Here is a 23575-nt window from a genome sequence, read left to right as displayed (position 1 = left end):
GGCTCTTCGCGCGGGCGCTCATCGGTGTCCTCGGCTCTTCGCGCGGGCGCTCATCGCACCGGCACCTGGGGCAGCGGCAGCAGCGGCAGCGACGGCCGGAACTGCCCCGCGGTAGCCGGTTCCCGGCCGTCCTGCCAGGGGTCGCGGTAGGCGTCGACGGAGCGCTGCATCCGGGCGTCGAGTTCTGCGGCGATGCCCTCGCTGTCCTCCACGACGATCTGGCGGATCTTCTCGATGCCGATGCGGGGCACGAACGCGTAGGTGCGCTCCAACCAGTTGGCGTTCTCCCGGTAGTACTGCAGGAACCGCCCCGTCAGCGTCATCACTTCGGCGGGGGAGCCGACGGTGGCCAGTAGGTCACCCTTGCGCACGTGAGCGCCGGCTGCCCCGCCGACGTAAATCTCCCACCGGTCGCCGTCGATCGCGACGACACCGAGATCCTTGCACAGCGATTCCGCGCAGTTGCGGGGGCATCCGGTGACGGCCAGCTTCATCTTTCCCGGGCTGGCCAACCCCTTGTACCGGTCCTCGATCGCGATCCCCAGCGCCGTCGAGTCGCCGACGCCGAACCGGCAGAAGTCGCTGCCAACACAGGTTTTGACCGTGCGGAAGCTCTTGCCGTACGCGTAACCCGACGGCATGTCCAGATCCGCCCACACCGCGGGCAGGTCCTCTTTGCGCACCCCGAGCAGGTCGACGCGTTGCCCGCCGGTGAGTTTGATCATCGGGATCGAGTACTTGTCGGCGACGTCGGCGATGCGACGCAGCTGCCACGGGTTCGTGACGCCGCCCTTCATCTGCGGCACCACTGAGAACGTGCCGTCTCGCTGGATGTTGGCGTGTACCCGGTCGTTGATGAACCGGGCGTCGCGCTCGTCGACGAATTCGTCCGCCCACATCATGTCCAGCAGCGAGGCCAGTGCCATCTTCGATCCCGCGTCCTCCTTGCCGTCCGGCGCCAGCGCGGCGAAAACCGAGGACACCGAATGTAGTCGCAGCTCGCGAATGTGACGCATCAGCGTCGGCTTGTCGTACGGCACACCGGGCACGTACCAGGACGTCGACGGATCCTCGGTGACGGCGCCACCGGCGGCCCATTCGACGATCTGCCCGACGAGCTCCTTGCAGGACCCGCACCCCTTGCCCGCCTTCGTCTTCGCCATCACCCCCGACACCGAGGTCACGCCGTCGCGCACGCAATCCACGAGCGTGCCCTTCGAAACCCCGTTGCAGTTGCACACCTGGGCGTCCTCGGCGAGTTCGGCCACTCCCACTTCGACGTCGGGGGTGCCGATGTCGAACATCAGTGACACCCGTTCCTCGGGCAGCGGCAGTCCCGTGTCGAATGCCTGGGTGAGAAACGACACCTTGCTGACGTCGCCGAGCAGCGTTGCGCCGACCAGCTTTCCGTCACGGATGACGATGGTCTTGTACACGCCATGCCTGGGCTCGGAGTACTGCACGAATTCGTCGTCGGGCAGTTCGGGTGCCTTGAGTCCCATCGACGCGACGTCCACCCCGGCCACCTTCAGTTTGGTCGCCGTGCGGGAACCGTGGTACGCCGCAGTCGGGTCGGTGCCGGTGAGGTGGGCGGCCAGCACACCCGCCTGTTCCCACAGGGGTGCCACCAACCCGTAGACCTGGCCGCGGTGTTGCGCGCATTCGCCGACGACGTAGATTCGGTCGTCGTCGGTCGAGCGCATGTGGTCGTCGACGACAATCGCGCGTTCGACGGTGAGGCCGGCTCGCTGCGCCAGGCCGACATTGGGCCGGATGCCGGCCGCGACGACCAGCATGTCGCAGTCGATCTCGCTGCCGTCGGCGAACACGATGCCGCACAGCTTTCCGTCGGCGCTGGTGCGCACCTCGGTGGTGCGCTTGTCCATGTGCACGGTGATACCGAGCCGCTCCACCGAACGGCGCAGGATTGCGCCGGCGGTGTCGTCGAGTTGGGCGTTCATCAGCACCGGACCCGCGTGCACCACCTCGACGGTCAGGCCGCGGTTCTGCAGTCCGCGCGCGGCTTCCAGGCCCAGCAGGCCGCCGCCGATCACGACGGCCTTCGTCCGGTGTTCGGCCTCCTGGATCATGCCGAGGCAGTCGTCGAGGGTCCGGAAGCCGAACACGCCGTCGGTGAGTGTCTTGTTGTCCGCCCAGAGCCCCGCCATCGGTGGGAAGAATGACCGGCTGCCGGTGGCGAGGATCAAATGGTCGTAATGCAGCACAGTGCCATCGTCGGCGTGCACGAGGCGGGCGAACCGGTCGATCTTGACCACCCGGACCCCGGCCCGCAGGTCGATGCGGTTGTCGGTGTACCAGTCCATCGGGTTCAGGTAGATCTCGGAGCTATCGTCGCTGCCGGCCAGCACGTTCGACAGCAGGATACGGTTGTAGTTGCCGTAGGGTTCGTCGCCGAAGACGGTGATCTGGAACAGGTCGCCACCGCCACGCGCCAGGATCTCTTCGATGGCGCGCACACCGGCCATCCCGTTGCCGACCACCACCAGCGTCCTTCGGGCCATCTCTAGACCTCCACCAATCCGAGGTCGACGATCACCGTGCCGCGGCAGCCGGGCGGGGCGGCGACGAACAGTTCGAGCACCGTGTCGCCGAGAAGATCCTCGACCACCCGCAGGGCGACGTGGGTGGCACCCTTGGCGGCGATCGGGAAGTAACGCATGGGTTTACCGTCGCGGAACAGGACGACGGTGATCATCTCGTCACTGGAATTGCCGCCGCGGAAGTACACGGGCTGGGTTACCGACCCAGCGGGCACGATGTACCGGAGCGACGTGTCGATCGGCATAGGTTTGTCCAACCCGTTGCCTTCGAACTCGAATGGGCCCTGCAGGAATCGGGGAGTGCTGCCGTCGCTCATGCCTCCTGCTTAGGGTTCATGTGTTTCCGATTGGTTTCCGCCACGCTTCGGACATGGGTCCCGTTCACGAACCACCCGCCGCGCCAGGGCTGTGAGGCGGAGTTGACATGGACGACACAAGTCCGCAACCGATGCGGAATGGCCCCGCCGTAAACCGAATTCATGAGCCGCAATCGCACCATCGCACATTGGGACGCCGAAGACGTCGAAGCCTGGGAGGCGGGCGGCAAACACATCGCGAAGAGAAACCTGATCTGGTCCATCGTCGCCGAACACGTCGGCTTCTCGATCTGGTCGATCTGGTCGGTGATGGTGCTGTTCATGCCTCAGGACGTCTACGGCATCGACGCGGCGGGCAAGTTCTACCTCGTCGCGATGCCCACCCTGGTCGGCGCGATGATGCGGATCCCGTACACGATCGCGCCGGCCCGTTTCGGCGGCCGCAACTGGACGATCGTCAGCGCGCTGCTGCTGCTGATTCCGACGGTTCTCACCTGGTATGTGATGGAGCATCCCGGCACGTCCTACACGACCTTCATGGTGGTGGCAGCCTTCGCGGGCTTCGGCGGCGGCAACTTCGCCTCCTCGATGACCAACATCAACGCGTTCTATCCACAGCGGCTCAAGGGATGGGCGCTCGGGCTGAACGCCGGCGGCGGCAACATCGGTGTGCCGGTGATCCAATTGCTCGGGCTGCTGGTGATCGCCACCGTCAGCAACACCGCCGCCGAGATCGTCTGCGCGATCTACCTGGTACTGATCGCGCTGGCCGCGACGGGCGCCGCGATGTTCATGGACAACCTCGGCAATCAGCGGTCGACGCTGAGCGCCCTCGGCGAGGCGCTGCGCTACAAGCACTCCTGGGTGATGAGCTTCCTCTACATCGGTACGTTTGGCTCGTTCATCGGCTTCTCGTTCGCCTTCGGTCAAGTGCTGCAGATCAATTACCTCGCCGGCGGTGACACCCCCGCGCAGGCAGCGCTGCACGCCGCGCAGATCTCGTTCATCGGCCCGCTGCTCGGGTCGATATCCCGGCCCTTCGGAGGGAAGCTGGCCGACCGTATCGGCGGTGGGCGCATCACGCTGTACACGTTCGTCGCGATGACCTTCGCGGCCGGGATTCTGGTGACCACCGGCATGGTCGACGACGGCATGGCCGGGGCCCCGACAGGTTCCCAGATGATCTTCTACGTAGTCGGGTTCATCCTGCTGTTCGTCCTCTCGGGGATCGGCAACGGCTCGACGTACAAGATGATCCCGTCGATCTTCGAGGCCAAGGCCCAGGGCCACAGCGAGTGGAGCACGGCGGAGAAGGCGGCGTGGTCGCGCAGCATGTCGGGGGCATTGATCGGCTTCGCCGGCGCGGTCGGCGCACTCGGCGGGGTGTTCATCAACGTCGTCCTGCGCGCGTCCTACGTGGGTGATGCCAAGTCGGCAACCAATGCGTTCTGGGTGTTCATGGCCTTCTACGTGGTATGCGCAGTAGTGACGTGGGTCGTCTTCCTGCGCCTCCAGACCGCCCGGGTGGGTGGCGGGGAACACATCGGGCGCGTTCCGGCCCCTGTGTCGACGGGTTGACCTGCGGAGATCCGGCTCACCCCGGTGGCCTTGCGCTGGTGAGCATCAGTTTTCCTTCCGATAACGTCAGCGGAAAGCAACCGGAACAAGCCGAGCCCACCATGGGTTCATGGCGGTGACCAGGACGGCGTGTTCGTACTGCGGTGTCGGGTGCGGCATCGAGGTGCAGACCAGACTGCTCGGTGACGAAGACGGTGGTCGCCCGGTCATCGCCCGCGTTTCCGGTGACAAGCTGCACCCCACCAATGGCGGTCGCTTGTGCACCAAGGGCGCGACCCACGCCGAAATGATGCGCGCCGACGACGGCCGGCTCAAGTCGGCGCTGCTGCGTCCCGGGCGCAACGACGAACCGGTGCCGCTACCGGTCGACGACGCGATCGCCGAAGCCGGGCGGCGACTGCGGGCCATCGTCGACAAGCACGGCGCCGACGCCGTGGCGCTCTACGTCTCCGGTCAGATGTCGCTGGAGTCGCAGTATCTGGCGACGAAACTCGCCAAGGGGTTCCTGCGCACCAAGTACCTGGAGTCCAATTCCCGGTTGTGTATGGCCAGCGCGGGCACCGGCTACAAACAGTCGCTCGGCTCAGACGGGCCGCCCGGGTCCTACGAGGACTTCGACCTCACGAACCTGTTCTTCGTCATCGGGTCCAACATGGCCGACTGTCACCCGATCCTGTACCTGCGGATGGCGGACCGGCTCAAGTCGGGCGCCAAACTCATCGTCGTCGACCCGCGCCGCACGACCACGGCCGACAAGGCCAACCTGTACCTGCAGATCAAGCCCGGCACCGACCTCGCCCTGCTGAACGGACTGTTGCACCTGCTCGTCGAAAGCGGTGACATCGACCGGGAGTTCATCGCCGAGCACACCGAGGGCTGGGAGCGGATGCCGGCGTTTTTGGCCGACTATCCACCGGCCAGGGTCTCCCAGATCACCGGCATCGGTGAGTCGGATCTGCGGTTGGCCGCCGCGATGATCGCCGAGGCCGGTGACTGGATGACCTGCTGGGCTGTGGGCATGAACCAGAGTGTCCACGGCACCGCGAACACCAATGCGATCTGCAATCTGCATCTGGCCACCGGTGCGATCTGTCGTCCCGGCAGCGGGCCGATGTCGCTGACCGGTCAGCCCAACGCCATGGGTGGCCGCGAAATGGGGTACATGGGGCCGGGCCTGCCGGGACAGCGGGCCGTGACGTCGGCGGAGGACCGCGAGTTCGTCGAACAGAAGTGGGGCTTGGCGCGCGGAACGATCCGCTCGGAGTTCGGGCCCGGCGCGGTCGACATGTTCGAACGCCTCGCCGCCGGCGAGATCAAGGCGTGCTGGATCATCTGCACCAACCCGGTGGCAACCATGCCGAATCGCAAGACGACGATCGCCGGTTTGGAGGCCGCCGAACTCGTCATCACCCAGGACACCTACCGCGACAACGCCACCAACCGCTATGCCGACATCGTGTTACCCGCCACCCTCTGGGCGGAGCATGACGCGGTGATGGTGAACTCCGACCGCACCATGACCCTGCTGCAGCAGGCGATTCCGCCGGCCGGACAGGCGCGCCCGGACTGGCAGCTGATCTGCCAGATCGCCGATCAGCTCGGCTTCGGGGAGCACTTCAGTTACCAGAGCAGCGCCGAGATCTTCGACGAGATCAGGGAATTCACCAATTTCCGGACTGGATGGGATCTGCGCGGTGCGAGCTACGACCGGTTGCGGCAGACGCCGCTGCAGTGGCCGGTGCCGCCCGATGACCTACCGGGAGGGCGTGAGCACCGCCATCCCATTCGCTACCTCAACGACGGCGTCAGCCAACACCTCTACGTCGACGAGAACGGCCGTCAGCCACGGCTGGCCTTCGCGACTCCGTCACGGCGAGCGGTGTTCATCCCTCGGCCGCATGTCGACGCCGACGAACTGCCCGACGCCGACTACCCGATCGTGCTGAACACCGGTCGACTGCAACACCAGTGGCACACGATGACCAAGACCGGCAAGGTCGACAAGCTCAACAAGCTCAACAGCGGGCCGTTCGTCGAGATCCACCCGGTCGACGCGGTCACACTCGAGATCACCGACGGCGAGTCGGTGGAACTCGCCTCCCGTCGCGGCCGTGCGGTGCTTCCCGCGGTGGTGACCGACAGGGTGCGGCCGGGCAATTGCTTCGTCCCGTTCCACTGGAACGACGAGCACGGTGAGTACCTCACGATCAACGCCCTGACCAACGACGCCGTCGACCCGGAGTCGCTGCAACCGGAGTTCAAGGTCTGTGCAATCAGCCTGCGTCCGGTGAAGCCGGTTGGCACGCCCCCCGGCCATCCGCTTGTCGCGGAGCTGGGCATTGGCCGCATCCGCAAACCTGCGCTCACCGACGACGAGAAGCTCTATCTCGCAGCCTTTCTCGGTGCCCTCGGCGACCACCCGACGGGTGTGCCGGTGCTGCCGCCGCACGCCCCGGTGCGTGCTGACGTGCGGCTGTGGATCGACGGTGTGCTCGCGGGGCGCTATTCCCGGGCTGGTGGCGGCGCCGGCGTCGGACCGGCGCGTCCGGAAGCCGATACGCCCGACCGGGGACCGCTGGTGGTGTGGGCGTCACAGACGGGTAACGCGGAGGACGTCGCAGGGCGGGTCGCCGCGAAACTCGGTGAGGGCCGAATGCGGAACATGGACGAGCTGGCGCTCGCCGAGTTGAAGTCCGCGCGTGACGTGTTGGTGGTCACCAGCACCTTCGGCGACGGAGGTCCACCCGACAACGGAGCGGACTTCTGGAGCCGTCTGGAGTCACCGGAGGCACCGAGCCTCGACGGCGTCCGCTTCGCCGTGCTGGGCATCGGGGACCGGTCCTACGACAACTTCTGCGGCCACGCCCGCTCCCTCGACGCCCGACTGGCCGCGCTGGGCGCCACCCGACTGCGCGACCGAGCCGAATGCGAATCCTACGACGACGAGCCGATGGCGAAGTGGGCCGACGACGTCGCCGCCCTGCTCGGCGGCGACTCGGGTGAGACGGCACCGTCCGGCGGCGGCGCGACGACGATCACCCGACACACCACCGTCGCCGAGCCCTTCACTCGCGCCAAGCCGGTGCTCGCCCCGCTGGCCCGCAACACCGGCCTGAGCGCTCCGACGTCGGCCAAAGAGGTGCGCCACTTCGGATTCGACATCTCCGAGCACGACGTGTCCTACGCGGCAGGTGACTCACTGGGTGTGTTCGCCCGAAACGATCCGCGGGTCGTCGACGCCTGGTTGGACGCCACCGGCCTGCGCGGTGACCTGGTGGTGGAAGTCGACGGTGTCCAGCGGTCGCTGCACGATGCGCTGGTGTGCTGTTACGACATTCGCCGGGTCACCCCGAACCTGTTGCGGTTCGTCGCCGACAACAGCCGCGATGCCGAGGTCCTGCACGCGCCGAAGGAAAAGCTGGACAAGTGGTTGCAACGCCGGGACGGGATCGACATCGTGCGTGAGTTCGCCGTTCATGCCGACCCGCAGCAATGGCAGGAGGTGTTGGTGCGGTTGACCCCCCGCAACTACTCGATCTCGTCGAGCCCACTGGTCAGCCCGCACGAGGTGCAGTTGACGGTCGGGGTGGTGCGGTATCGAGGCGCCGACGGCGGTCTGCGCGGCGGCGCGTGCTCGACCTATCTTGCCGACCGGGCCGGGAACACGCCGGTCCCGGTATTCCTGCAGCGCTCGCCGCACTTCCGGCCGCCGCAGGACGCGGACACCCCGATGATCATGGTCGGCCCGGGCACGGGTGTCGCCCCTTTCCGCGGGTTCCTACAGGAAAGACGGGCACTCGGCCACACGGGACGCAACTGGCTGTTCTTCGGCGACCGGCACCGAGACGAGAACTTCTACTACCGCGACGATCTCCAGGACATGGTCACCGACGGGTTCCTGACCCGGCTCGACCTGGCGTTCTCCCGCGATCAACCGAAGTCGGTGTACGTCCAGCACCGGATGGCCGAACACGGCGCCGAACTGTGGAGCTGGCTGGAGAGCGGCGCCCACCTCTACGTCTGCGGCGACGCCGCCCGGATGGCCAAGGACGTCGACACCGCCCTCACCGAGATCATCCGAAAGCACGGTGGCATGTCGGAATCGGCTGCGCGGGAATACAAGAAGAGTCTTGTCGCAGGCAAACGCTACCTGCGCGACGTGTACTGACCGGCTGTCTACTTGGGAAGACGATGTTCAGGTTTGGGTGAGGCCGAAGACCGCCGGGATCGCGTCGAGGGCGCCATCGAGGTCAGCTACCGGGGCCCCCGACCGATCCGGTGGCACCGGGGGATCCAACTGTCGGCCACGGCCGCGGCAGCGGACGCTGGCGAACGTGCATGGGCCACCAGAACCACTTCCCGAACAGGGCCGCGAGTGACGGTGTCATCAGCGAACGCACGACGAGCGTGTCGAACAGTAGGCCCAGACCGATGGTGGTGCCGACCTGTCCGATGACAATCAGATTGCTGACCGCCATGGACATCATCGTGAACGCGAAGACCAGGCCGGCCGAAGTGACCACCGATCCGGTGCCCGCCATCGACCGGATGATGCCAGTGTTCAGACCGGCGCCGATCTCCTCCTTCATCCGGGAGACCAGGAGCAGGTTGTAGTCCGCACCGACGGCGAGCAGGACGATGACCGCCATCGGCAGAACCATCCAGTGCAGCGGGATCCCGATGAGGTGCTGCCAGATCAGAACCGACAGGCCGAACGATGCTCCGAGACTCAGAACCACGGTCCCGACGATGACTGCGGCGGCGACGATTGCCCGCGTGAGCACCACCATGATGAGGAGGATGAGGAGCAGCGATGCGACCCCTGCGATGAGCAGATCGTAGTCCGCGCCCTGTTGCATGTCCTTGTAGGTGGCGGCGCTGCCACCTACGTAGACCGTAGAGCCTTCCAGTGGCGTGCCCTTTATGGCATCGACGGCGGCGATCTGCAACGGTTCGATGTGCTCGGTACCCTCCTCGGTCAACGGGTCGCCCTGGTGGATCACCGTGAATCGGACGGCGTGACCGTCGGGCGAGAGGAACAGCTTGATGCCGCGCTGGAAGTCCGCCGTCTCGAATGCCTCCGGCGGCAGGTAGAAGGTGTCGTCGTTCATGGCGGCGTCGAACGCCTCACCCATCGCGGTGGCGTTCTCCTGCGCCGCCATGGTGTGGTCCTGCTGCGCTTTCTGTGCCTGGTACTGGTTGAGCAGCAGCTGTTTCTGGTTCTGCAGCGTCTGGATCTGCGCAGGCATCAAGGCGGCCAACTGTGGCGTCAAGGTCGCCAGTTCTTCGATGTCGGGCACCACGGCCTCCAAGTCCTCGGACAACAGGTTGATGCCGTCGAGGCTGTCGAAGACCGAGCGCAACGCCCAGCAGACCGGGATGTCGTAGCAGTGCGGCTCCCAGTAGAAGTAGTTGCGGATCGGCCGGAAGAAGTCGTCGAAATCGGCCAGGTGGTCGCGAACCTCGGTGGTGTGCTCGGAGGTGGTCCTCATCTTTTCGGCCATTCGTGCCGTGACTTCGGCCATCTGGAGAGTGAGGCTGTGCATCCGCGTCATCGAGTCGATGCTGATCTGCAGGTCGTCAGCCTGCTTGAGGGTGTTCTCCAGCACCTTCTGCTGATAATCGTTGGTCATGATCTGGCCCGTGCCGCTCTGGCTGACGGTGTAGGCCAGCGACGCGTGCTCGATCGGCTTGCCGTCGGGCCGTGTGATCGTCTGCACCTGGGCGATGCCGTGCACGCGGACCATCGCCTTGGCGATCTTGTCGATCACCAGGAAGTCGGCGGGGTTGCGTAGGTCGTGATCGGCCTCCACCATGACCAGTTCCGGATTCATCTTGGCCTCGGAGAAATGCCGATTGGCGGCCGCGTAGCCGACGTTGGCCGGCACGTCCTCGGGAAGGAAGATGCGGTCGTTGTAAGTGGTGTGGTAGCCGGGCAGCGTCAACAGGCCCACCAGAGCCAGGACCACCGCCATGACCAGCACCGCGCCGGGCCAACGCACCGTGGCCGCTCCGACACGACGCCACCCGCGGGCCCGCTTCGTACCCTTGGGCTCCAGAATCCGCCCGAAACGAGTCACGATCGAGATGACCGCCGGACCCAGCGTCAGTGCGGCGGCCACCACGATGACCATGCCGATCGACAACGGGAAGCCCATGGTCTGGAAGTACGGCAGTCGGGTGAAGTGCAGGCACAGCGCCGCCCCCGCTATCGTCATGCCCGATGCCAGCACGACGTGCGCGGTGCCGTGGAACATGGTGTAGTAGGCCGACTCTCGATCCTCACCTGCGCGTCTGGCCTCCTGGTAGCGCCCGATGAGGAAGATGGCGTAGTCGGTGGCGGCCGCGATGGCCAGCGTCACCAGCAAGTTGGTGGCGAACGTGGAGAGCCCGAAGATCTCGTGATAGCCGAGGAACGCGACGATCCCCCGCGCGGAGAGCAGCCCGACGACCACCATCCCCATCGTGATCACCACCGTGACGACCGAGCGGTAGACCAGCAGCAGCATGACGATGATGACGGCGAACGTCAGAGCCTCGATCGTCCTCATGCTCGCGTCACCGACCACGCGCTGATCCGCCGTCGTCGCCGCCGGCCCGGTCACGTAGGCCTGCACGCCGGCGGGCGGCTGGATTCCGGCGATGATCTCGCGCACCGTCTGGACCGACTCGTTGGCCAGCGACTCGCCTTGATTACCGGCGATGTACACCTGCACGTAGGCGGCCTTGCCGTCCATGCTCTGGGCCCCCGATGAGGTCAAAGGGTCGCCCCAGAAGTCCTGGACGTGCTGGACGTGGGTGGCGTCGGCGCGTAACTGGCGCACCATCTCGTCGTAGAACGCGTGCGCGTCTGGGCCCAGGGGTTCGTCACCCTCGAGCACGATCATCACCGAGCTGCTGGTGGTGTACTCCTCAAAGACCGCGCCGACGCGCTTGGTGGCGATGAGGGCGGGCGCGTCATCGGGGCTCATGGACACCGCGCGCATCTCGCCGACGTCCTCGAGCTGCGGCACGGAGACGTTGAGGAAGGCCACGATCGCGATCCACACCAGGACGATCGGAACGGCGAAGGCTCGAATGAACCGGGCCAGCGGCGACCGGTGCGGTTGGTGAGAACCGGGAAGGGCGTCGGTCACGCTGTCGCCGATGTGAGTCGTCATGCCGCCTTCACCAAGCAGTACGTCGCCGCGTTCACACCCTCAGCCGTCCTTTCGTCTTCTACCTCACCGTCGACGGTCACCCGGCAACCGATGAACTGCCCGTCGCCCTGGGCGAGGAGATCCGGTCTGACCGACGGGATGGTCGTCTCCAAGGTCAGGGTCCATGGCAGACCTACCTGCCCGGTCCGCTGCGGCAACCCGTCGAGATCGGTGTAGTTGATGACCGCGGATGTGCCTGTGCCGAACACTTCATAGGTGACGACCGTGGGATTGAAGTCCTCGGCAGTGTCCGACCCCACCGGTGTCACCACCGCCCCATTCGATCCGAAGACCGACCGCAGGTAGGAAATGCTGACGAAGCCGATCGCCAATGCTGCCACGATCAGCACAGGTAGCCACGACTTCTTGATCACGGTGATCATGCCAACCTGCCTTCTTACCTGTCTGATACCGCGGTTACGGGCGGAATTTAGGTAGTTAACCTAAACTGACGAGTGGGAGTGCGTCAATCCGGCTACGCCGAGCGCTCTCCCACGGCGAGGCCGCTGAATGCGTCATGCTGCTCTGCGATCCTGCGTACGCTGCGCGCGAGCACCACGTTGACACCCTCGGCACAGCAGCCGATAGCAGCAAAATCGGAGAACCCGCTCTGATCGGCTCAGAGCGGGTTCAGCTATTCTTCGAGCTCACAAATTGTGTCCGAGGGGGGACTTGGCCATCTACGACACGAGTTGAGACTTGGCAAATGGGTACCTGATCGTCGTCCGCCGCCGGGCTGGCGCACTCTAACGTCGAACGGTCGGACTAGGGATCAAGTTGCGCGGGGGCGACTCGGCACCCGGCGGCTTGGGCTCCGGCGTGCAGGCGTCGGTCCCAAACGGCGACGATCAGCCCGGGTTCGCCGACAGCCAAGGCGCTGGCCAAATGAACTGCGTCAGCTCCGCGCAAGGCGTGGACTCGGGCCAGGTGGCCGGCGTGCTGTTCAACCGTCGCGGTGAGTTCGACTGGGCGGGTGGCGGCCCAGAAGTCCTCCCAGTCACGCTCGGCGTCGGCGAGCTCGGATTCGGTTAGGTCGTGATTGCGGGCCGCTGCGGCGAGTGCGGCGCGGACTTCGGGGTAGGCCAGGCGGTTGGACAGTGCGGCGTCGCAGCCGTCCCATAACGCGGCCGCCAGCGAGCTCCCTGTCTCGGTGGTGAGAAGTTTGACGAAGGCGCTGGCGTCGAAGTAGACCAGCGGCACCGGTCACCGCCGCTGGTCGCTGACCCGGTCAGACACCGGCCGCCGCGGTCGGGGCCTGGGCCGTCCCGCAGCGACGGGGCGCTGCGCGGCGGGCTTGCCAATCACGCCTTCGGCCGTGAGACGCTCCAAGGTGTCTGTGCTGTCCAGCGCAGCGAGTCGCGCGACCGGAATCCCGCGGTCGGTGATGACGACCTCAACACCAGCCCGAACCTGATCGAGCCAATCGCTGAGGTGCGCGCGCAACTCTGTCACGGATACATCCACACCGTGAACTGTACACTCGTTGAACCGTGATTTGTACATGTCACTGCTGAGTGCGGCGACGACGACTTGAGAGATTGATCTGCGCAACCCGGACGCGCGGTGGCAACGCAGCCAGTACACCGATTCGTCCGCGGTGCTAGCGACACCGAGACGGTCGATGTCATGGTGGCTGGTCGCCTTCCGTCCAAGCTCCATCCGAAGGTGTCGCGGCGGACACGCCGCGCCATAGCACCGCAATGGGATATTCGCCGTTCCTGTCGTACGACAGATTGTCGTACGACAGATTTAGAACATCAATGCGATGCCCAATCGATGGGAGCAAATGAACACAAACGGCTCCTACCAAGCTCAGAGCGGGTTCAGCTATTATTCGAGCTCACAAATTGTGTCCGAGGGGGGACTTGAACCCCCACGCCCGTTAATAGGGCACTAGCACCTCAAGCTAGCGCGTCTGCCATTCCGCCACTCGGACCTGCCCACGTCCAGCGTGGGCAGCTAAGGCTATCGGATCAGGCAGCCCGAACCCAAACCAAGTGCCCCTGGTACGAATAGTGGTTGTGACAGGACCCGCGGATGAGGTGATCGGACTGGTCAGCTCGCTGATTCGCTTCGACACCTCCAACACCGGAGACCCGGCCACCACCAAGGGTGAGGGGGAGTGTGCTCGGTGGGTGCAGACGCAACTCGAAGAGGTCGGCTACGACTGTGAGTACCTCGAGGCCGGCGCACTGAATCGGGGCAACGTGTTCGCGCGTCTGCCGGGTGCCGACCCGTCGCGCGGTGCGCTGATGATCCACGGCCACCTCGACGTGGTGCCGGCCGAACCGGCCGACTGGAGCGTGCACCCGTTCTCCGGTGCGGTCTGCGACGGCTACGTGTGGGGTCGTGGCGCGGTGGACATGAAAGACATGTGCGGGATGATGATCGCCGTCGCCCGCCACTTCAAACGCGAAGGCATCGTCCCGCCGCGCGATCTGGTCTTCGCCTTCGTCTCCGACGAGGAGCACGGCGGTACCTACGGCGCCAATTGGCTGGTGGACAACCGGCCCGACCTGTTCCACGGCGTCACCGAGGCGATCGGCGAGGTCGGTGGTTTCTCCCTGACGGTCCCGCGTCGCGACGGCGGTGATCGCCGCCTCTACCTCATCGAGACGGCCGAGAAGGGCCTGTCGTGGATGCGGCTCACCGCGCGCGGCCGCGCGGGGCACGGCTCGATGGTGCACGACGACAACGCGGTCACCGCGATCGCCGAAGCAGTCGCCAAGCTCGGGCGTCACCAGTTCCCGCTCGTGCTCAGCGACACCGTCGAACAGTTCCTGACTGCCGTCGCCGAGGAGACCGGGTACTCGTTCGACGTGGACTCCCCGGACCTGGAGGGGTCGATCGCCAAGCTAGGCGGCATCGCGCGCATCGTCGGCGCCACGCTGCGCGACACCGCCAACCCCACGATGCTCAAGGCCGGCTACAAGGCCAACGTCATCCCGCAGACCGCGGAGGCCATGGTGGACTGCCGGGTGTTGCCGGGCCGCAAGGAGGCGTTCGAACGCGAGGTCGACGCGCTGATCGGACCCGACGTGGTGCGCTCCTGGGAGCGTGACCTGCCGTCGTACGAGACGACGTTCGACGGCGACCTCGTCGACCAGATGAACGCCTCACTGCTGGCGCTGGACCCCGACGCCCGCACCGTGCCGTACATGCTCTCCGGCGGCACTGACGCAAAGTCGTTCCAACGGTTGGGCATCCGCTGCTTCGGATTCATCCCGCTGCGGCTGCCGCCGGAACTCGACTTTGCCGCGCTCTTCCACGGCACCGACGAACGGGTACCCGTCGATGCTCTCGAATTCGGGGCGCAGGTTCTGCAACACTTCCTCGAGCACTGCTGAGCGGTTCCCATCCACGCGAAAGGACATCATGGCTTTTCCGTACAACCCGTATGAGTTTTTGCCGAAACTGCCGTCGTTCACGCTGACCTCCGAGTCGGTGGCCGACGGGCAGCCACTGTCCAACGACCAGGTGAGCGGCCTGATGGGCGCGGGCGGCTCCGACGTGTCGCCGCAGCTGTCCTGGTCGGGCTTCCCGGAAGAGACGCGCAGCTTCGCCGTCACGGTCTATGACCCCGACGCGCCGACCGGATCCGGCTTCTGGCACTGGGCGGTGTTCAACCTGCCGGCCACGGTCACCGACCTGCCCGCCGGCGTGGGTGACGGCAGCGCGAAGGGCTTCCCCGGCGATGCCGTCACGCTGGCCAACGACGCCGGCATGAAACGTTACGTGGGCGCCGCGCCGCCGCCGGGGCACGGCCCGCACCGCTACTTCGTCGTGGTGCACGCCGTTGACGTCGAGAGTCTCGACATTCCCGAGGACGCCACCCCCGCCTATCTCGGGTTCAACCTGTTCAGCCACGCTATCGCCCGCGCAATCATCCACGGCACGCACGAGCAGAAGTAGGCCTCGGCTCAGCGGCGCAGCGCGGATCCCACGGCGTCGGACAGTGCGGTGAAGCCCTCGGCGTGCAGTCGCTGGGCGAGCCCGTCGTGAATGTGCTTGGCCCACAACCCGCCCCCGTAGACGAACCCCGTGTAACCCTGCAACAGCGAGGCGCCCGAGGTGATGCGCTCCCAGGCATCGTCGGCGGTCTCGATGCCACCGACGCTGATGAGAACCAACCGGTCACCGGCGCGGCGGTACAGCCGACGCAACACCTCGAGCGACCGGGCGGCCAACGGTGCGCCGGACACGCCGCCCGGTCCGAGGTCCTCGACGCCCGGAGTCTTCAATCCCGTGCGCGACACCGTGGTGTTGGTGGCCACGATGCCGGCCAACCCTAACTCCACTGCCAGGTCGGCGATCTCGTCGACGTCGGTATCGGACAGATCGGGGGCGATCTTCACCAGCACCGGGGTCGAGGTATGGGCGCACACCGCGGTCAGGATGGGCCGCAAGGCCTCGACCGCCTGCAGGTCACGCAGGCCGGGAGTGTTCGGCGAGCTGACGTTGACCACGAGAAACGTCGCGAGGCCCCCAAGCTGGCGTGCGCTGTCGGCGTAGTCCTCCACGGCGCGCTCGGCAGGGGTGGTCTTCGTCTTGCCGATATTCACGCCGACGGGGGCGCCGCAGGTATGGCGGGTGAGGCGCTGCGCGAGCCGCGCCGCGCCGTCGTTGTTGAACCCCATGCGGTTGAGCAGCGCCCGGTCCTCGGGGAGGCGGAACAACCGGGGTTCGGGGTTGCCGGGTTGCGGGCGGGCGGTGACGGTGCCCACTTCGGCGTAACCAAATCCCAATGCCGCCCAGGTGTGCAGGCCGCGGCCGTCCTTGTCGAAGCCGGCCGCCAACCCTAGCGGCCCCGGGAAGCGCACGCCGAACACGGTGCTGGCCAGCACGGGGTCGCGGGGTGCGAGCCGGCTGCGCATCGCCCGGCGCAGCGGGCCCGGGGTGGTGACAGCGCGAAGGAGCGTGAAGACCCAGGTGTGGATGCGTTCGGGGGAGACCAGGAACAGCACCCGCCGCAACGCGCGGTAGCCGGTCACTGCTCCGGCTGCTCCACCGAGCCCGCCGCCTTGCGGCGGCGCAGCAGCACCCGCCGGCTGCCGTCGGTGTAGGCCCGCACCCGGGTCAGCTCCCACCCGCGGTACTCGGCCTCGATCGACAGCCGGATCGAGGCGCTGATCCTGGTGACATCCGGTGGCAGCCGCAGCGGAGCCCACTCCCACTCGTCGGACGCCTCCGCGACCACCTTGTCCCATGCCGCAGGCATCCGGCCACGCGCGGCCGTCACCGCGGCTTCATCGCTTCTGCCGTCACCGCGGCTCCGCGGCGCCGCTGATCACCTGCACACCCGCTCCCGTCCCAGACACCACATACAGGGTGCCAGACACATCGTCGTAGGCGAGGAGGTTCGGTTGCTGCACGGTTCGGTGACGCACCTTTTCGACGGGGATTCCGGTGGAGAGATCGTAGCCAATCACTGTGTTCGTCGCCGTCTGCGACACCCACGCCAGCCCGCTCGAGCCGGCCAGCCCGTAGGGGGAGTCGGGCACCGGGTAGCGCTGTCGCATGATCAGCGGGTCCGTGCCGAACACCAGCAGTTCGTTCCCTCGAGTGTCGGTGACCAGCACCCGGCCCTGCGGATCGGCGGCCATCGTGGTGGCGCCGTCACCGGCGCGCAGGGCCTGCGCCGCCTTGGTGCCGCTGGCGTCGACCGTCGTCACCGATGTCTGTCCCCGGTCCAGTACGACCGTAGTGTTGCCCTGTGTGACAAGGCCGTCCACGCGGGCGAAGATCGCCAACCGAGCACCGACAGTGGTGTCCGACTCGAGCGTCAGCACCGCGCCGTCGGACGTGCCGAGCACCAGGCGCCCGTCGTCGCGACGCGTGATGGCGGTGAAATCCGTGTTGGCCTCACCTTCCACGTCGACCCGGTCGACGGCGCCGGCCGCGACGTCGACGCGCAGGTAGCCGCCGCGCGCGGAAAGGTAAAGCATGCCGTCGTCGCCCCCGGCCATCGCCGTCGCCGCCTCGGGGGTCGGCACGGTGCGCGGCGCCCCCGCCGAGGGCAGCACCGTCAGCGCCGACTGACCATGGGGCCCAGACGCGAGCACCACAAGTGATCGGGTCGCTGGATCGAAGAGCGCGGCGCGGGCCTCGGCGGCCAGCGGACGCACGGTCCCGTCCGGCGTACCGATGACCGGGGGCGACGTCGCGGCCGATGCGGGCGTGATCGTGGGAGGTGGCGCATCGACCGGATTCGACGAACAGCCGGCAGTGGCGATGGCCACCGTCGCGACGGCGACGGCCAGCAGCTGAGATCGAGGGTTCACGCGCAGCGACACGGGGTAGCTCTCGGTTGTGCGAACGAAGTTTCTTGGCATTCGTCGGTCGGTGCGCCAGTCTAGGCACTATCGGACTGACCGACTCCGTGGATTCCCTAGACCGTCTTACATAACTCTGGCTATGGTGACGCTATGACGCTGGTGACAGAGCGGCGCGCGGGTAGCGACGAGTTCACATTCGAGGACATCTCCACCGGTGTCCACGCCAGTGGCTTTGGACACCTCGGCGACGGCCGGAGCTTCTCGTTCCACGTCGAGCGACAGCACCTCGTCATCGAGGTGTACCGGCCGCGGCTGCGCGGCCCGGTCCCGACCGAGGAGGACGTGGTCGCCGCGACCAGCCGCAGGCTCACCGACATCGACCTGACCGACGAACGCAGCGTGGCCGCCGCGGTGCGCGACGCGGTCCGGACCGCCCAGCCGGTGGCTCGGCCCGGTCGCTGACCCCCGGCCACGGTACGGTCGTCGTCGTGATCGACGCCCCGGACATGTCGTGGTTGCAGGTCATCGTCCTCGCCGTCGTCCAGGGTCTCACCGAATTCCTGCCCGTATCGTCTTCGGGCCACCTCGCGATCGTGTCGAGGGTGTTCTTCGATGACGACGCGGGCGCGTCCTTCACCGCGGTTACTCAGCTGGGCACCGAGGTGGCGGTCCTGGTGTACTTCACCCGCGACATCGGGCGGATCGTGCGGGCATGGTTGGGCGGTCTGCGCGACCGCGAGCGCCGTGACGCCGACTACCGGCTGGGCTGGTACGTGATCATCGGCACCATCCCGATCGCCGTGACGGGGCTGTTGCTCAAAGACGAGATCCGTACCGCTGCCCGCAACCTGTGGGCCATAGCGATCGCGCTGATCGTGTTCTCCGCCGTCATCGCCGCCGCCGAGTACTTCGGCAGGCAGGTCCGCCACGTCGAACAACTCACCTGGCGCGACGGCGTCATCGTGGGCTTCGCCCAGTGCCTGGCGTTGCTCCCCGGGGTGTCGCGGTCCGGGGCGACGATCAGCGCCGGGCTGTTCCTGAGCCTCGACCGCGAACTGGCCGCGCGGTTCGGGTTCCTGCTCGCCATCCCCGCGGTGTTCGCCTCGGGGCTGTTCTCGCTACCCGACGCCTTCGCCCCGGTGGGTGAGGGGATGAGCGCCACCGGACCGCAGTTGCTGGTGGCCACGGTGATCGCGTTCGTCGTCGGGTTCGCCGCGGTGGCGTGGTTCCTGCGGTTCCTGGTACGCCACGGCATGTACTGGTTCGTCGGCTACCGGGTGGGGTTGGGCGTGGTGGTGCTGATCTTGTTGTCGACCGGGGTGGTGGCCGCGCAATGACCGTGATCCTGCTGCGCCACGGCCGTTCGACGTCCAACACCGCGCACACACTCGCCGGCCGCAGCGAGGGTGTGGATCTCGACGAACGCGGCGCCGAACAGGCCGAGGCCGTGGTCGGCCGGATGAGCGGTCTGCCGGTGCGGGCGATTGTGCGCTCACCGCTGCTGCGCTGCCGGCGCACCGTCGAGCCGCTCGCCGCTGCGCTGGGCCTCGAACCCGTCGTCGAGGAGAGGCTCTCCGAGGTCGACTACGGCACCTGGACCGGTCGCAAGATCGGCGAACTCGTCAAGGAACCACTGTGGGCGGTGGTGCAGCAGCAGCCGAGCGCGGCGGTGTTCCCGGAGGGGGAAGGCCTCGCACAGGTGCAGGCCCGGGCCGTCGCGGCCGTGCGCGAACACGATCGGCGCCTGGCCGAGGAGCACGGCGGCGACGCCCTGTGGGTGGCATGCAGCCACGGCGACGTCATCAAGGCCGTGCTCGCCGACGCGCTGGGCACGCACCTGGACAGCTTCCAGCGCATCACCGCCGATCCGGCGTCGATGAGCGTGATCCGCTACACGACACTGCGCCCGTTTGTCGTGCACATCAACCACACCGGTGCCGAGCTGGCTGCCGGACTGGTGGCCACACCCGCACCCGCCGCCGACGGCCGGCAGGACGGTTCCGACGAGCTTCCTCCGGAAGACGCGGTCGTCGGCGGTTCCACCGGCTGATCCGCCGCCCGGTATTTTGGAAGGTGCCATGGCCCGAGCAATTCACGTCTTCCGCACGCCCGACCGCTTCGTGGCCGGGACGGTCGGCCAGCCCGGGAACCGGACGTTCTATCTGCAGGCCGTGCACGACAAGCGCGTGGTCTCGGTCGTGCTGGAGAAGCAGCAGGTGGCCGTGCTCGCCGAACGCATCGCAGCGCTGCTGCAGGAAATCAACCGACGCTTCGGCACCCCGATCCCGCCCGACACCGGTGAGGTCGACGATCTCAGCCCGCTGGTGACACCGGTCGACGCAGAATTTCGGGTCGGCACCATGGGGTTGGGGTGGGACTCCGAGGCGCAGACCATCGTCGTGGAACTGCTCGCGGTGTCGGAGACCGAGTTCGACGCCTCGGTGGTGCTCGACGACGCCGAGGACGGCCCGGACGCGGTGCGGGTGTTCCTCACCCCCGAATCGGCGCGCCAGTTCGCGACCCGTTCGAACCGCGTCATCTCCGCAGGGCGCCCGCCGTGCCCGCTGTGCGACGAACCCCTCGATCCGGAGGGCCACATCTGTGTGCGCACCAACGGCTATCGGCGCGGCGCGCTCGCCGGAACCGACGATGACGCCGACGTCTGAGGGCGGCACAGACGGGGGCACGGTCATGCGGTCGGGAGATCTGACCGTCATCGGCCGGATCCGCTCGGCCAGCAATGCCACCTTCCTGTGCGAAGCGCACCTCGACGACGCCCAGATCCACTGCGTGTACAAACCGGTCGCCGGTGAGGCGCCGCTGTGGGACTTCCCGGACGGCACGCTGGCGGGGCGCGAATACGGGGCCTATCTCGTGTCTGCGGCGTCGGGCTGGGACATCGTGCCCGACACGGTGATCCGCGACGGACCGGCCGGCCCGGGCATGGTCCAGCGGTGGGTCGACCAACTCGGCGACGAGGACGGCGAGGACGGCGAGGATCTTCGCCCGGAGCTGGTGGACCTGTTGCCTGCGGGCCGCGTCCCGTCGGGATACCTTCCGATCCTGCAGGCCTACGACTACGCCGGTGACGAGGTCACGCTGGTGCATGCCGACGACGTCCGGTTGCGTCGGATGGCGGTGTTCGACGTGCTGATCAACAACGCCGACCGCAAAGGCGGCCACATCCTCGCCGGCGCCGACGGCCGCGTGTACGGCGTCGACCACGGCGTGAGTCTGCACGCCGAGGACAAACTGCGCACCGTGCTGTGGGGCTGGGCGGGCAAACCGGTCGACGACGAGACCCTCCAGGTCTTGGCCCGGCTCGGCGACGAACTGCGCGGCGGTGCCCTCCGCGAGCAGCTGCGGCCGCACATCACCGCCCGTGAGGTCGCCGCCCTCCGCACGAGAATCGTTGGCCTGCTGGACAATCCGGTCATGCCGACCCCGGACCGTCGCCGTCCGATCCCGTGGCCGGCCTTCTGATGCAGACCGACGCGGAGCTGGCCGCCGCGGTGGCCGCCGAAGCCGGTGAGATGCTCGTCGCGCTGCGTGCGGAGTACGACTGGTACCAGCCCTACGACCTGGGGGACGCGGGCGACAAACGTGCCAACGTGCTGATCCTCGACCGGCTGCGCGAACACCGCCCGCACGACGCGGTGCTCAGCGAGGAGGCGGTCGACGACGTGACCAGGGTCGACGCCGACCGGGTGTGGATCGTCGACCCCGTCGACGGCACGCGTGAGTACGCGCTTCCGCCACGGTCGGACTGGGCGGTGCACATCGCGCTCTGGCAGCGCACCGGTGGACCCGGTGGCGGGCTCACCGACGCCGCCGTCGCCCTGCCCGCCCGCGGCGAGGTGTACCGAACCGACACCGTCACGCCGCCCGGGGCGCGCCCCGACGGGCCGATCCGGATCACGGCCAGCGCCGCCCGTCCACCCGCGGTGCTGTGGTGGATCCGCGAGCGCCTGGACATCGAGATGGTCGGCATCGGCTCCGCGGGCGCCAAGGCGATGGCGGTGGTGCGCGGCGACGTCGACGCCTACATCCACGCCGGCGGCCAGTGGGAATGGGATTCGGCGGCCCCAGCGGCGGTGGTGCGGGCGGCGGGTCTGCACGCCTCCCGGCTCGACGGGTCTCCGCTGGTGTACAACCGGCGTGATCCCTACCTGCCCGATCTGCTGATGTGCCGCACCGAAGTGGTCGACGTGCTGCTCGCCGCGATCCATTCGGCGTACTGAGCGGGACGAAAGCGCTGCCGCCGTTGTCGCACTGCGCGTGACCGCCACCAACCGGAGGCTGCCCTGATCGAACACCCTAGAGTCGACGTCATGGAATCGTGGTCCGCGCCGGAGGTCCCGGCCCTGCCCGGCCGTGGCCCGCAACTGCGGCTCTACGACAGCGCAGACCGCCAGGTCCGGCCCGTGTCGGCGGGCGAGACGGCCACCATGTATGTCTGCGGGATCACGCCGTACGACGCGACGCACCTCGGCCACGCCGCCACCTATCTGGCGTTCGACCTCGTGCACCGGCTGTGGCTGGACGCCGGACAACGGGTGCATTACGTGCAGAACATCACCGACGTCGACGATCCGCTGTTCGAGCGCGCCGCCCGCGACGGGATCGACTGGCGCGAACTCGGCGCCCGGGAGATCCAGCTGTTCCGCGAGGACATGGCCGCCTTGCGGGTGCTGCCGCCGCACGACTACGTCGCGGCCACCGACGCGATCGCGGAGGTCATCGAGTTGGTGGAGAAGATGCTGGCCTCCGGCGCCGCCTACGTCGTCGACGACGCCGAGTTTCCCGACGTGTACTATCGCGCCGACGCGACGGTCCAGTTCGGCTACGAGTCGAACTACGACCACGACACGATGCTGACCCTGTTCGCCGAGCGCGGCGGCGACCCGGAACGCCCCGGTAAGGCCGACCGACTCGATGCGCTGCTGTGGCGCACCCAGCGCCCGGGCGAGCCGAGCTGGCCGTCGCCGTTCGGCCCGGGCCGCCCCGGCTGGCACGTGGAGTGCGCGGCCATCGCGCTCAGCCGCATCGGCGCTGGTCTGGACATCCAGGGCGGCGGCAGCGACCTGATCTTCCCGCACCACGAGTTCTCGGCCGCCCACGCGGAGTCGGTCACCGGCGAGCGGCGCTTCGCCCGGCATTACGTGCACGCCGGCATGATCGGCTGGGACGGGCACAAGATGAGCAAGAGCCGCGGCAACCTGGTGCTGGTGTCGCGGTTGCGCGCCGAGGGTGTCGACCCGTCCGCGATCCGCCTGGGTCTGCTCGCCGGCCATTACCGGTCCGACCGGTTCTGGAGCGACGAGGTTCTGGCCGACGCGCAGACCCGGCTGCAGCGCTGGCGGCGCGCCACCGCCCTGCCGGCGGGGCCTGACGCCACTGACGTGCTGGCCAGGGTGCGCACCTACCTCGCCGACGATCTGAACACCCCGAAAGCGCTCGTCGCGCTGGACGCCTGGTGTACCGAGGCGCTCGACGACGGCGGCAGTGACGCCCAGGCGCCCGAAATCGTCGCCTCGGCCATCGACGCGTTGCTCGGTGTTGCGCTCGCCGTGGATTAGCCGGCGGAATCGACATCGCCAACGACATCGACATCGACATCGCCAACGCGGGGATCGCCGGCTACG

Annotated in this window: 19 protein-coding genes, 1 tRNA gene and 1 pseudogene; 11 read left to right on the top strand and 10 right to left on the bottom strand. The window is 67.4% G+C overall.

The window, feature by feature from the left end; translation table 11 throughout:
- Positions 1-50 precede the first annotated feature (50 nt).
- Both nirB and G6N07_RS11565 read right to left on the bottom strand, forming a co-directional pair.
- Positions 51-2522 carry a nitrite reductase large subunit NirB gene (gene nirB, locus G6N07_RS11570; RefSeq protein ID WP_085187567.1) on the bottom strand — a complete coding sequence of 824 codons (2472 nt, stop codon included), beginning with the start codon at positions 2520-2522 and terminating at the stop codon, positions 51-53.
- Positions 2523-2524: 2 nt separating this feature from the next.
- Entirely contained in the window at positions 2525-2878 is a 354-nt protein-coding gene (locus G6N07_RS11565; protein ID WP_085187570.1) for a molybdopterin oxidoreductase, read from the bottom strand.
- Between the two features lie 162 nt (positions 2879-3040).
- On the opposite strand from G6N07_RS11565, the gene G6N07_RS11560 reads away from it, so the two are divergent.
- Positions 3041-4456: a nitrate/nitrite transporter gene (locus G6N07_RS11560; protein ID WP_085187573.1), complete on the top strand. Its 1416-nt coding sequence runs from the start codon at positions 3041-3043 to the stop codon at positions 4454-4456.
- Between the two features lie 109 nt (positions 4457-4565).
- Positions 4566-8624, top strand: a complete 4059-nt coding sequence (locus tag G6N07_RS11555; protein WP_179959983.1) for a bifunctional nitrate reductase/sulfite reductase flavoprotein subunit alpha — start codon at positions 4566-4568, stop codon at positions 8622-8624.
- Between the two features lie 82 nt (positions 8625-8706).
- Here G6N07_RS11555 and G6N07_RS11550 read toward each other — a convergent pair whose 3' ends face one another.
- The 5 genes and pseudogenes from G6N07_RS11550 to G6N07_RS11530 form a co-directional block, all read right to left on the bottom strand.
- Positions 8707-11616, bottom strand: coding sequence for an MMPL/RND family transporter (locus G6N07_RS11550; RefSeq protein ID WP_085187576.1), 2910 nt, complete (start codon positions 11614-11616; stop codon positions 8707-8709).
- Positions 11613-12038, bottom strand: coding sequence for an MmpS family transport accessory protein (locus G6N07_RS11545; protein WP_085187579.1), 426 nt, complete (start codon positions 12036-12038; stop codon positions 11613-11615). The genes G6N07_RS11550 and G6N07_RS11545 overlap by 4 nt, the downstream gene beginning before the upstream one ends.
- Positions 12039-12420: 382 nt before the next feature.
- On the bottom strand, positions 12421-12855 hold the full coding sequence (locus tag G6N07_RS11540) for a type II toxin-antitoxin system VapC family toxin (protein WP_085187582.1): 435 nt from the start codon (positions 12853-12855) through the stop codon (positions 12421-12423).
- Between the two features lie 3 nt (positions 12856-12858).
- Positions 12859-13314 (bottom strand): annotated as a pseudogene (locus tag G6N07_RS20375) (type II toxin-antitoxin system Phd/YefM family antitoxin).
- Positions 13315-13505: 191 nt separating this feature from the next.
- Positions 13506-13591 (bottom strand) — tRNA-Leu (locus G6N07_RS11530).
- Between the two features lie 76 nt (positions 13592-13667).
- Here G6N07_RS11530 and G6N07_RS11525 point away from each other — a divergent pair.
- Both G6N07_RS11525 and G6N07_RS11520 read left to right on the top strand, forming a co-directional pair.
- Entirely contained in the window at positions 13668-15002 is a 1335-nt protein-coding gene (locus tag G6N07_RS11525; protein ID WP_085187911.1) for a M20/M25/M40 family metallo-hydrolase, read from the top strand.
- 28 nt (positions 15003-15030) lie between these two features.
- The gene (locus G6N07_RS11520) at positions 15031-15567 is read left to right on the top strand and encodes a YbhB/YbcL family Raf kinase inhibitor-like protein (protein WP_085187585.1); all 537 of its coding nucleotides are present in this window, start codon (positions 15031-15033) and stop codon (positions 15565-15567) included.
- 8 nt (positions 15568-15575) lie between these two features.
- Here the strand turns inward: G6N07_RS11520 and G6N07_RS11515 are convergent, their stop codons facing one another.
- The 3 genes from G6N07_RS11515 to G6N07_RS11505 are packed head-to-tail and all read right to left on the bottom strand — an operon-like array spanning position 15576 to position 17948.
- Entirely contained in the window at positions 15576-16646 is a 1071-nt protein-coding gene (locus tag G6N07_RS11515; protein WP_085187588.1) for a quinone-dependent dihydroorotate dehydrogenase, read from the bottom strand.
- Positions 16643-16873: a DUF5703 family protein gene (locus G6N07_RS11510; RefSeq protein WP_099050112.1), complete on the bottom strand. Its 231-nt coding sequence runs from the start codon at positions 16871-16873 to the stop codon at positions 16643-16645. The genes G6N07_RS11515 and G6N07_RS11510 overlap by 4 nt, the downstream gene beginning before the upstream one ends.
- A 43-nt stretch (positions 16874-16916) precedes the next feature.
- Complete coding sequence (locus G6N07_RS11505) at positions 16917-17948, bottom strand: NHL repeat-containing protein (protein WP_085187594.1); 1032 nt, start codon at positions 17946-17948, stop codon at positions 16917-16919.
- A 132-nt stretch (positions 17949-18080) separates the two neighbouring features.
- Between G6N07_RS11505 and G6N07_RS11500 the strand changes: the two genes are divergently transcribed.
- The 7 genes from G6N07_RS11500 to mshC all read left to right on the top strand — a co-directional run bounded on the left by G6N07_RS11500 (position 18081) and on the right by mshC (position 23509).
- Entirely contained in the window at positions 18081-18392 is a 312-nt protein-coding gene (locus tag G6N07_RS11500) for a hypothetical protein (protein ID WP_085187597.1), read from the top strand.
- A 44-nt stretch (positions 18393-18436) separates the two neighbouring features.
- Positions 18437-19267, top strand: coding sequence for an undecaprenyl-diphosphate phosphatase (locus G6N07_RS11495; protein WP_085187914.1), 831 nt, complete (start codon positions 18437-18439; stop codon positions 19265-19267).
- Positions 19264-19980: a histidine phosphatase family protein gene (locus tag G6N07_RS11490; RefSeq protein WP_085187600.1), complete on the top strand. Its 717-nt coding sequence runs from the start codon at positions 19264-19266 to the stop codon at positions 19978-19980. Before G6N07_RS11495 ends, G6N07_RS11490 begins: the two co-directional genes overlap by 4 nt.
- A gap of 28 nt (positions 19981-20008) precedes the next feature.
- Complete coding sequence (locus G6N07_RS11485; RefSeq protein WP_085187603.1) at positions 20009-20596, top strand: Rv2134c family protein; 588 nt, start codon at positions 20009-20011, stop codon at positions 20594-20596.
- Positions 20580-21413, top strand: a complete 834-nt coding sequence (locus G6N07_RS11480; protein ID WP_179959982.1) for an Rv2133c family protein — start codon at positions 20580-20582, stop codon at positions 21411-21413. Before G6N07_RS11485 ends, G6N07_RS11480 begins: the two co-directional genes overlap by 17 nt.
- The gene (locus tag G6N07_RS11475) at positions 21413-22171 is read left to right on the top strand and encodes a 3'(2'),5'-bisphosphate nucleotidase CysQ (RefSeq protein ID WP_085187918.1); all 759 of its coding nucleotides are present in this window, start codon (positions 21413-21415) and stop codon (positions 22169-22171) included. Before G6N07_RS11480 ends, G6N07_RS11475 begins: the two co-directional genes overlap by 1 nt.
- A 90-nt stretch (positions 22172-22261) precedes the next feature.
- The gene (mshC, locus tag G6N07_RS11470) at positions 22262-23509 is read left to right on the top strand and encodes a cysteine--1-D-myo-inosityl 2-amino-2-deoxy-alpha-D-glucopyranoside ligase (RefSeq protein WP_085187606.1); all 1248 of its coding nucleotides are present in this window, start codon (positions 22262-22264) and stop codon (positions 23507-23509) included.
- The last annotated feature ends 66 nt before the right edge of the window (positions 23510-23575 follow it).

Source organism: Mycolicibacterium doricum (genome assembly GCF_010728155.1).
In the GTDB taxonomy this organism is placed as follows: domain Bacteria; phylum Actinomycetota; class Actinomycetes; order Mycobacteriales; family Mycobacteriaceae; genus Mycobacterium; species Mycobacterium doricum.
The sequence above is the reverse complement of the archived record's forward strand: the minus strand, read 5'-3'. Positions and strand labels throughout refer to the sequence as shown.

Excerpts from the sequence above, each read along its gene's own strand:
- mshC (WP_085187606.1), top strand. The coding sequence starts at position 22,262 with ATGGAATCGTGGTCCGCGCCGGAGGTCCCGGCCCTGCCCGGCCGTGGC.
- G6N07_RS11510 (WP_099050112.1), bottom strand. The coding sequence starts at position 16,873 with ATGCCTGCGGCATGGGACAAGGTGGTCGCGGAGGCGTCCGACGAGTGG.
- G6N07_RS11490 (WP_085187600.1), top strand. The coding sequence starts at position 19,264 with ATGACCGTGATCCTGCTGCGCCACGGCCGTTCGACGTCCAACACCGCG.
- G6N07_RS11560 (WP_085187573.1), top strand. The coding sequence starts at position 3,041 with ATGAGCCGCAATCGCACCATCGCACATTGGGACGCCGAAGACGTCGAA.
- G6N07_RS11555 (WP_179959983.1), top strand. The coding sequence starts at position 4,566 with ATGGCGGTGACCAGGACGGCGTGTTCGTACTGCGGTGTCGGGTGCGGC.
- G6N07_RS11545 (WP_085187579.1), bottom strand. The coding sequence starts at position 12,038 with ATGATCACCGTGATCAAGAAGTCGTGGCTACCTGTGCTGATCGTGGCA.
- nirB (WP_085187567.1), bottom strand. The coding sequence starts at position 2,522 with ATGGCCCGAAGGACGCTGGTGGTGGTCGGCAACGGGATGGCCGGTGTG.
- G6N07_RS11550 (WP_085187576.1), bottom strand. The coding sequence starts at position 11,616 with ATGACGACTCACATCGGCGACAGCGTGACCGACGCCCTTCCCGGTTCT.
- G6N07_RS11565 (WP_085187570.1), bottom strand. The coding sequence starts at position 2,878 with ATGAGCGACGGCAGCACTCCCCGATTCCTGCAGGGCCCATTCGAGTTC.
- G6N07_RS11500 (WP_085187597.1), top strand. The coding sequence starts at position 18,081 with ATGACGCTGGTGACAGAGCGGCGCGCGGGTAGCGACGAGTTCACATTC.
- G6N07_RS11485 (WP_085187603.1), top strand. The coding sequence starts at position 20,009 with ATGGCCCGAGCAATTCACGTCTTCCGCACGCCCGACCGCTTCGTGGCC.
- G6N07_RS11480 (WP_179959982.1), top strand. The coding sequence starts at position 20,580 with ATGACGCCGACGTCTGAGGGCGGCACAGACGGGGGCACGGTCATGCGG.
- G6N07_RS11520 (WP_085187585.1), top strand. The coding sequence starts at position 15,031 with ATGGCTTTTCCGTACAACCCGTATGAGTTTTTGCCGAAACTGCCGTCG.
- G6N07_RS11475 (WP_085187918.1), top strand. The coding sequence starts at position 21,413 with ATGCAGACCGACGCGGAGCTGGCCGCCGCGGTGGCCGCCGAAGCCGGT.
- G6N07_RS11495 (WP_085187914.1), top strand. The coding sequence starts at position 18,437 with ATGTCGTGGTTGCAGGTCATCGTCCTCGCCGTCGTCCAGGGTCTCACC.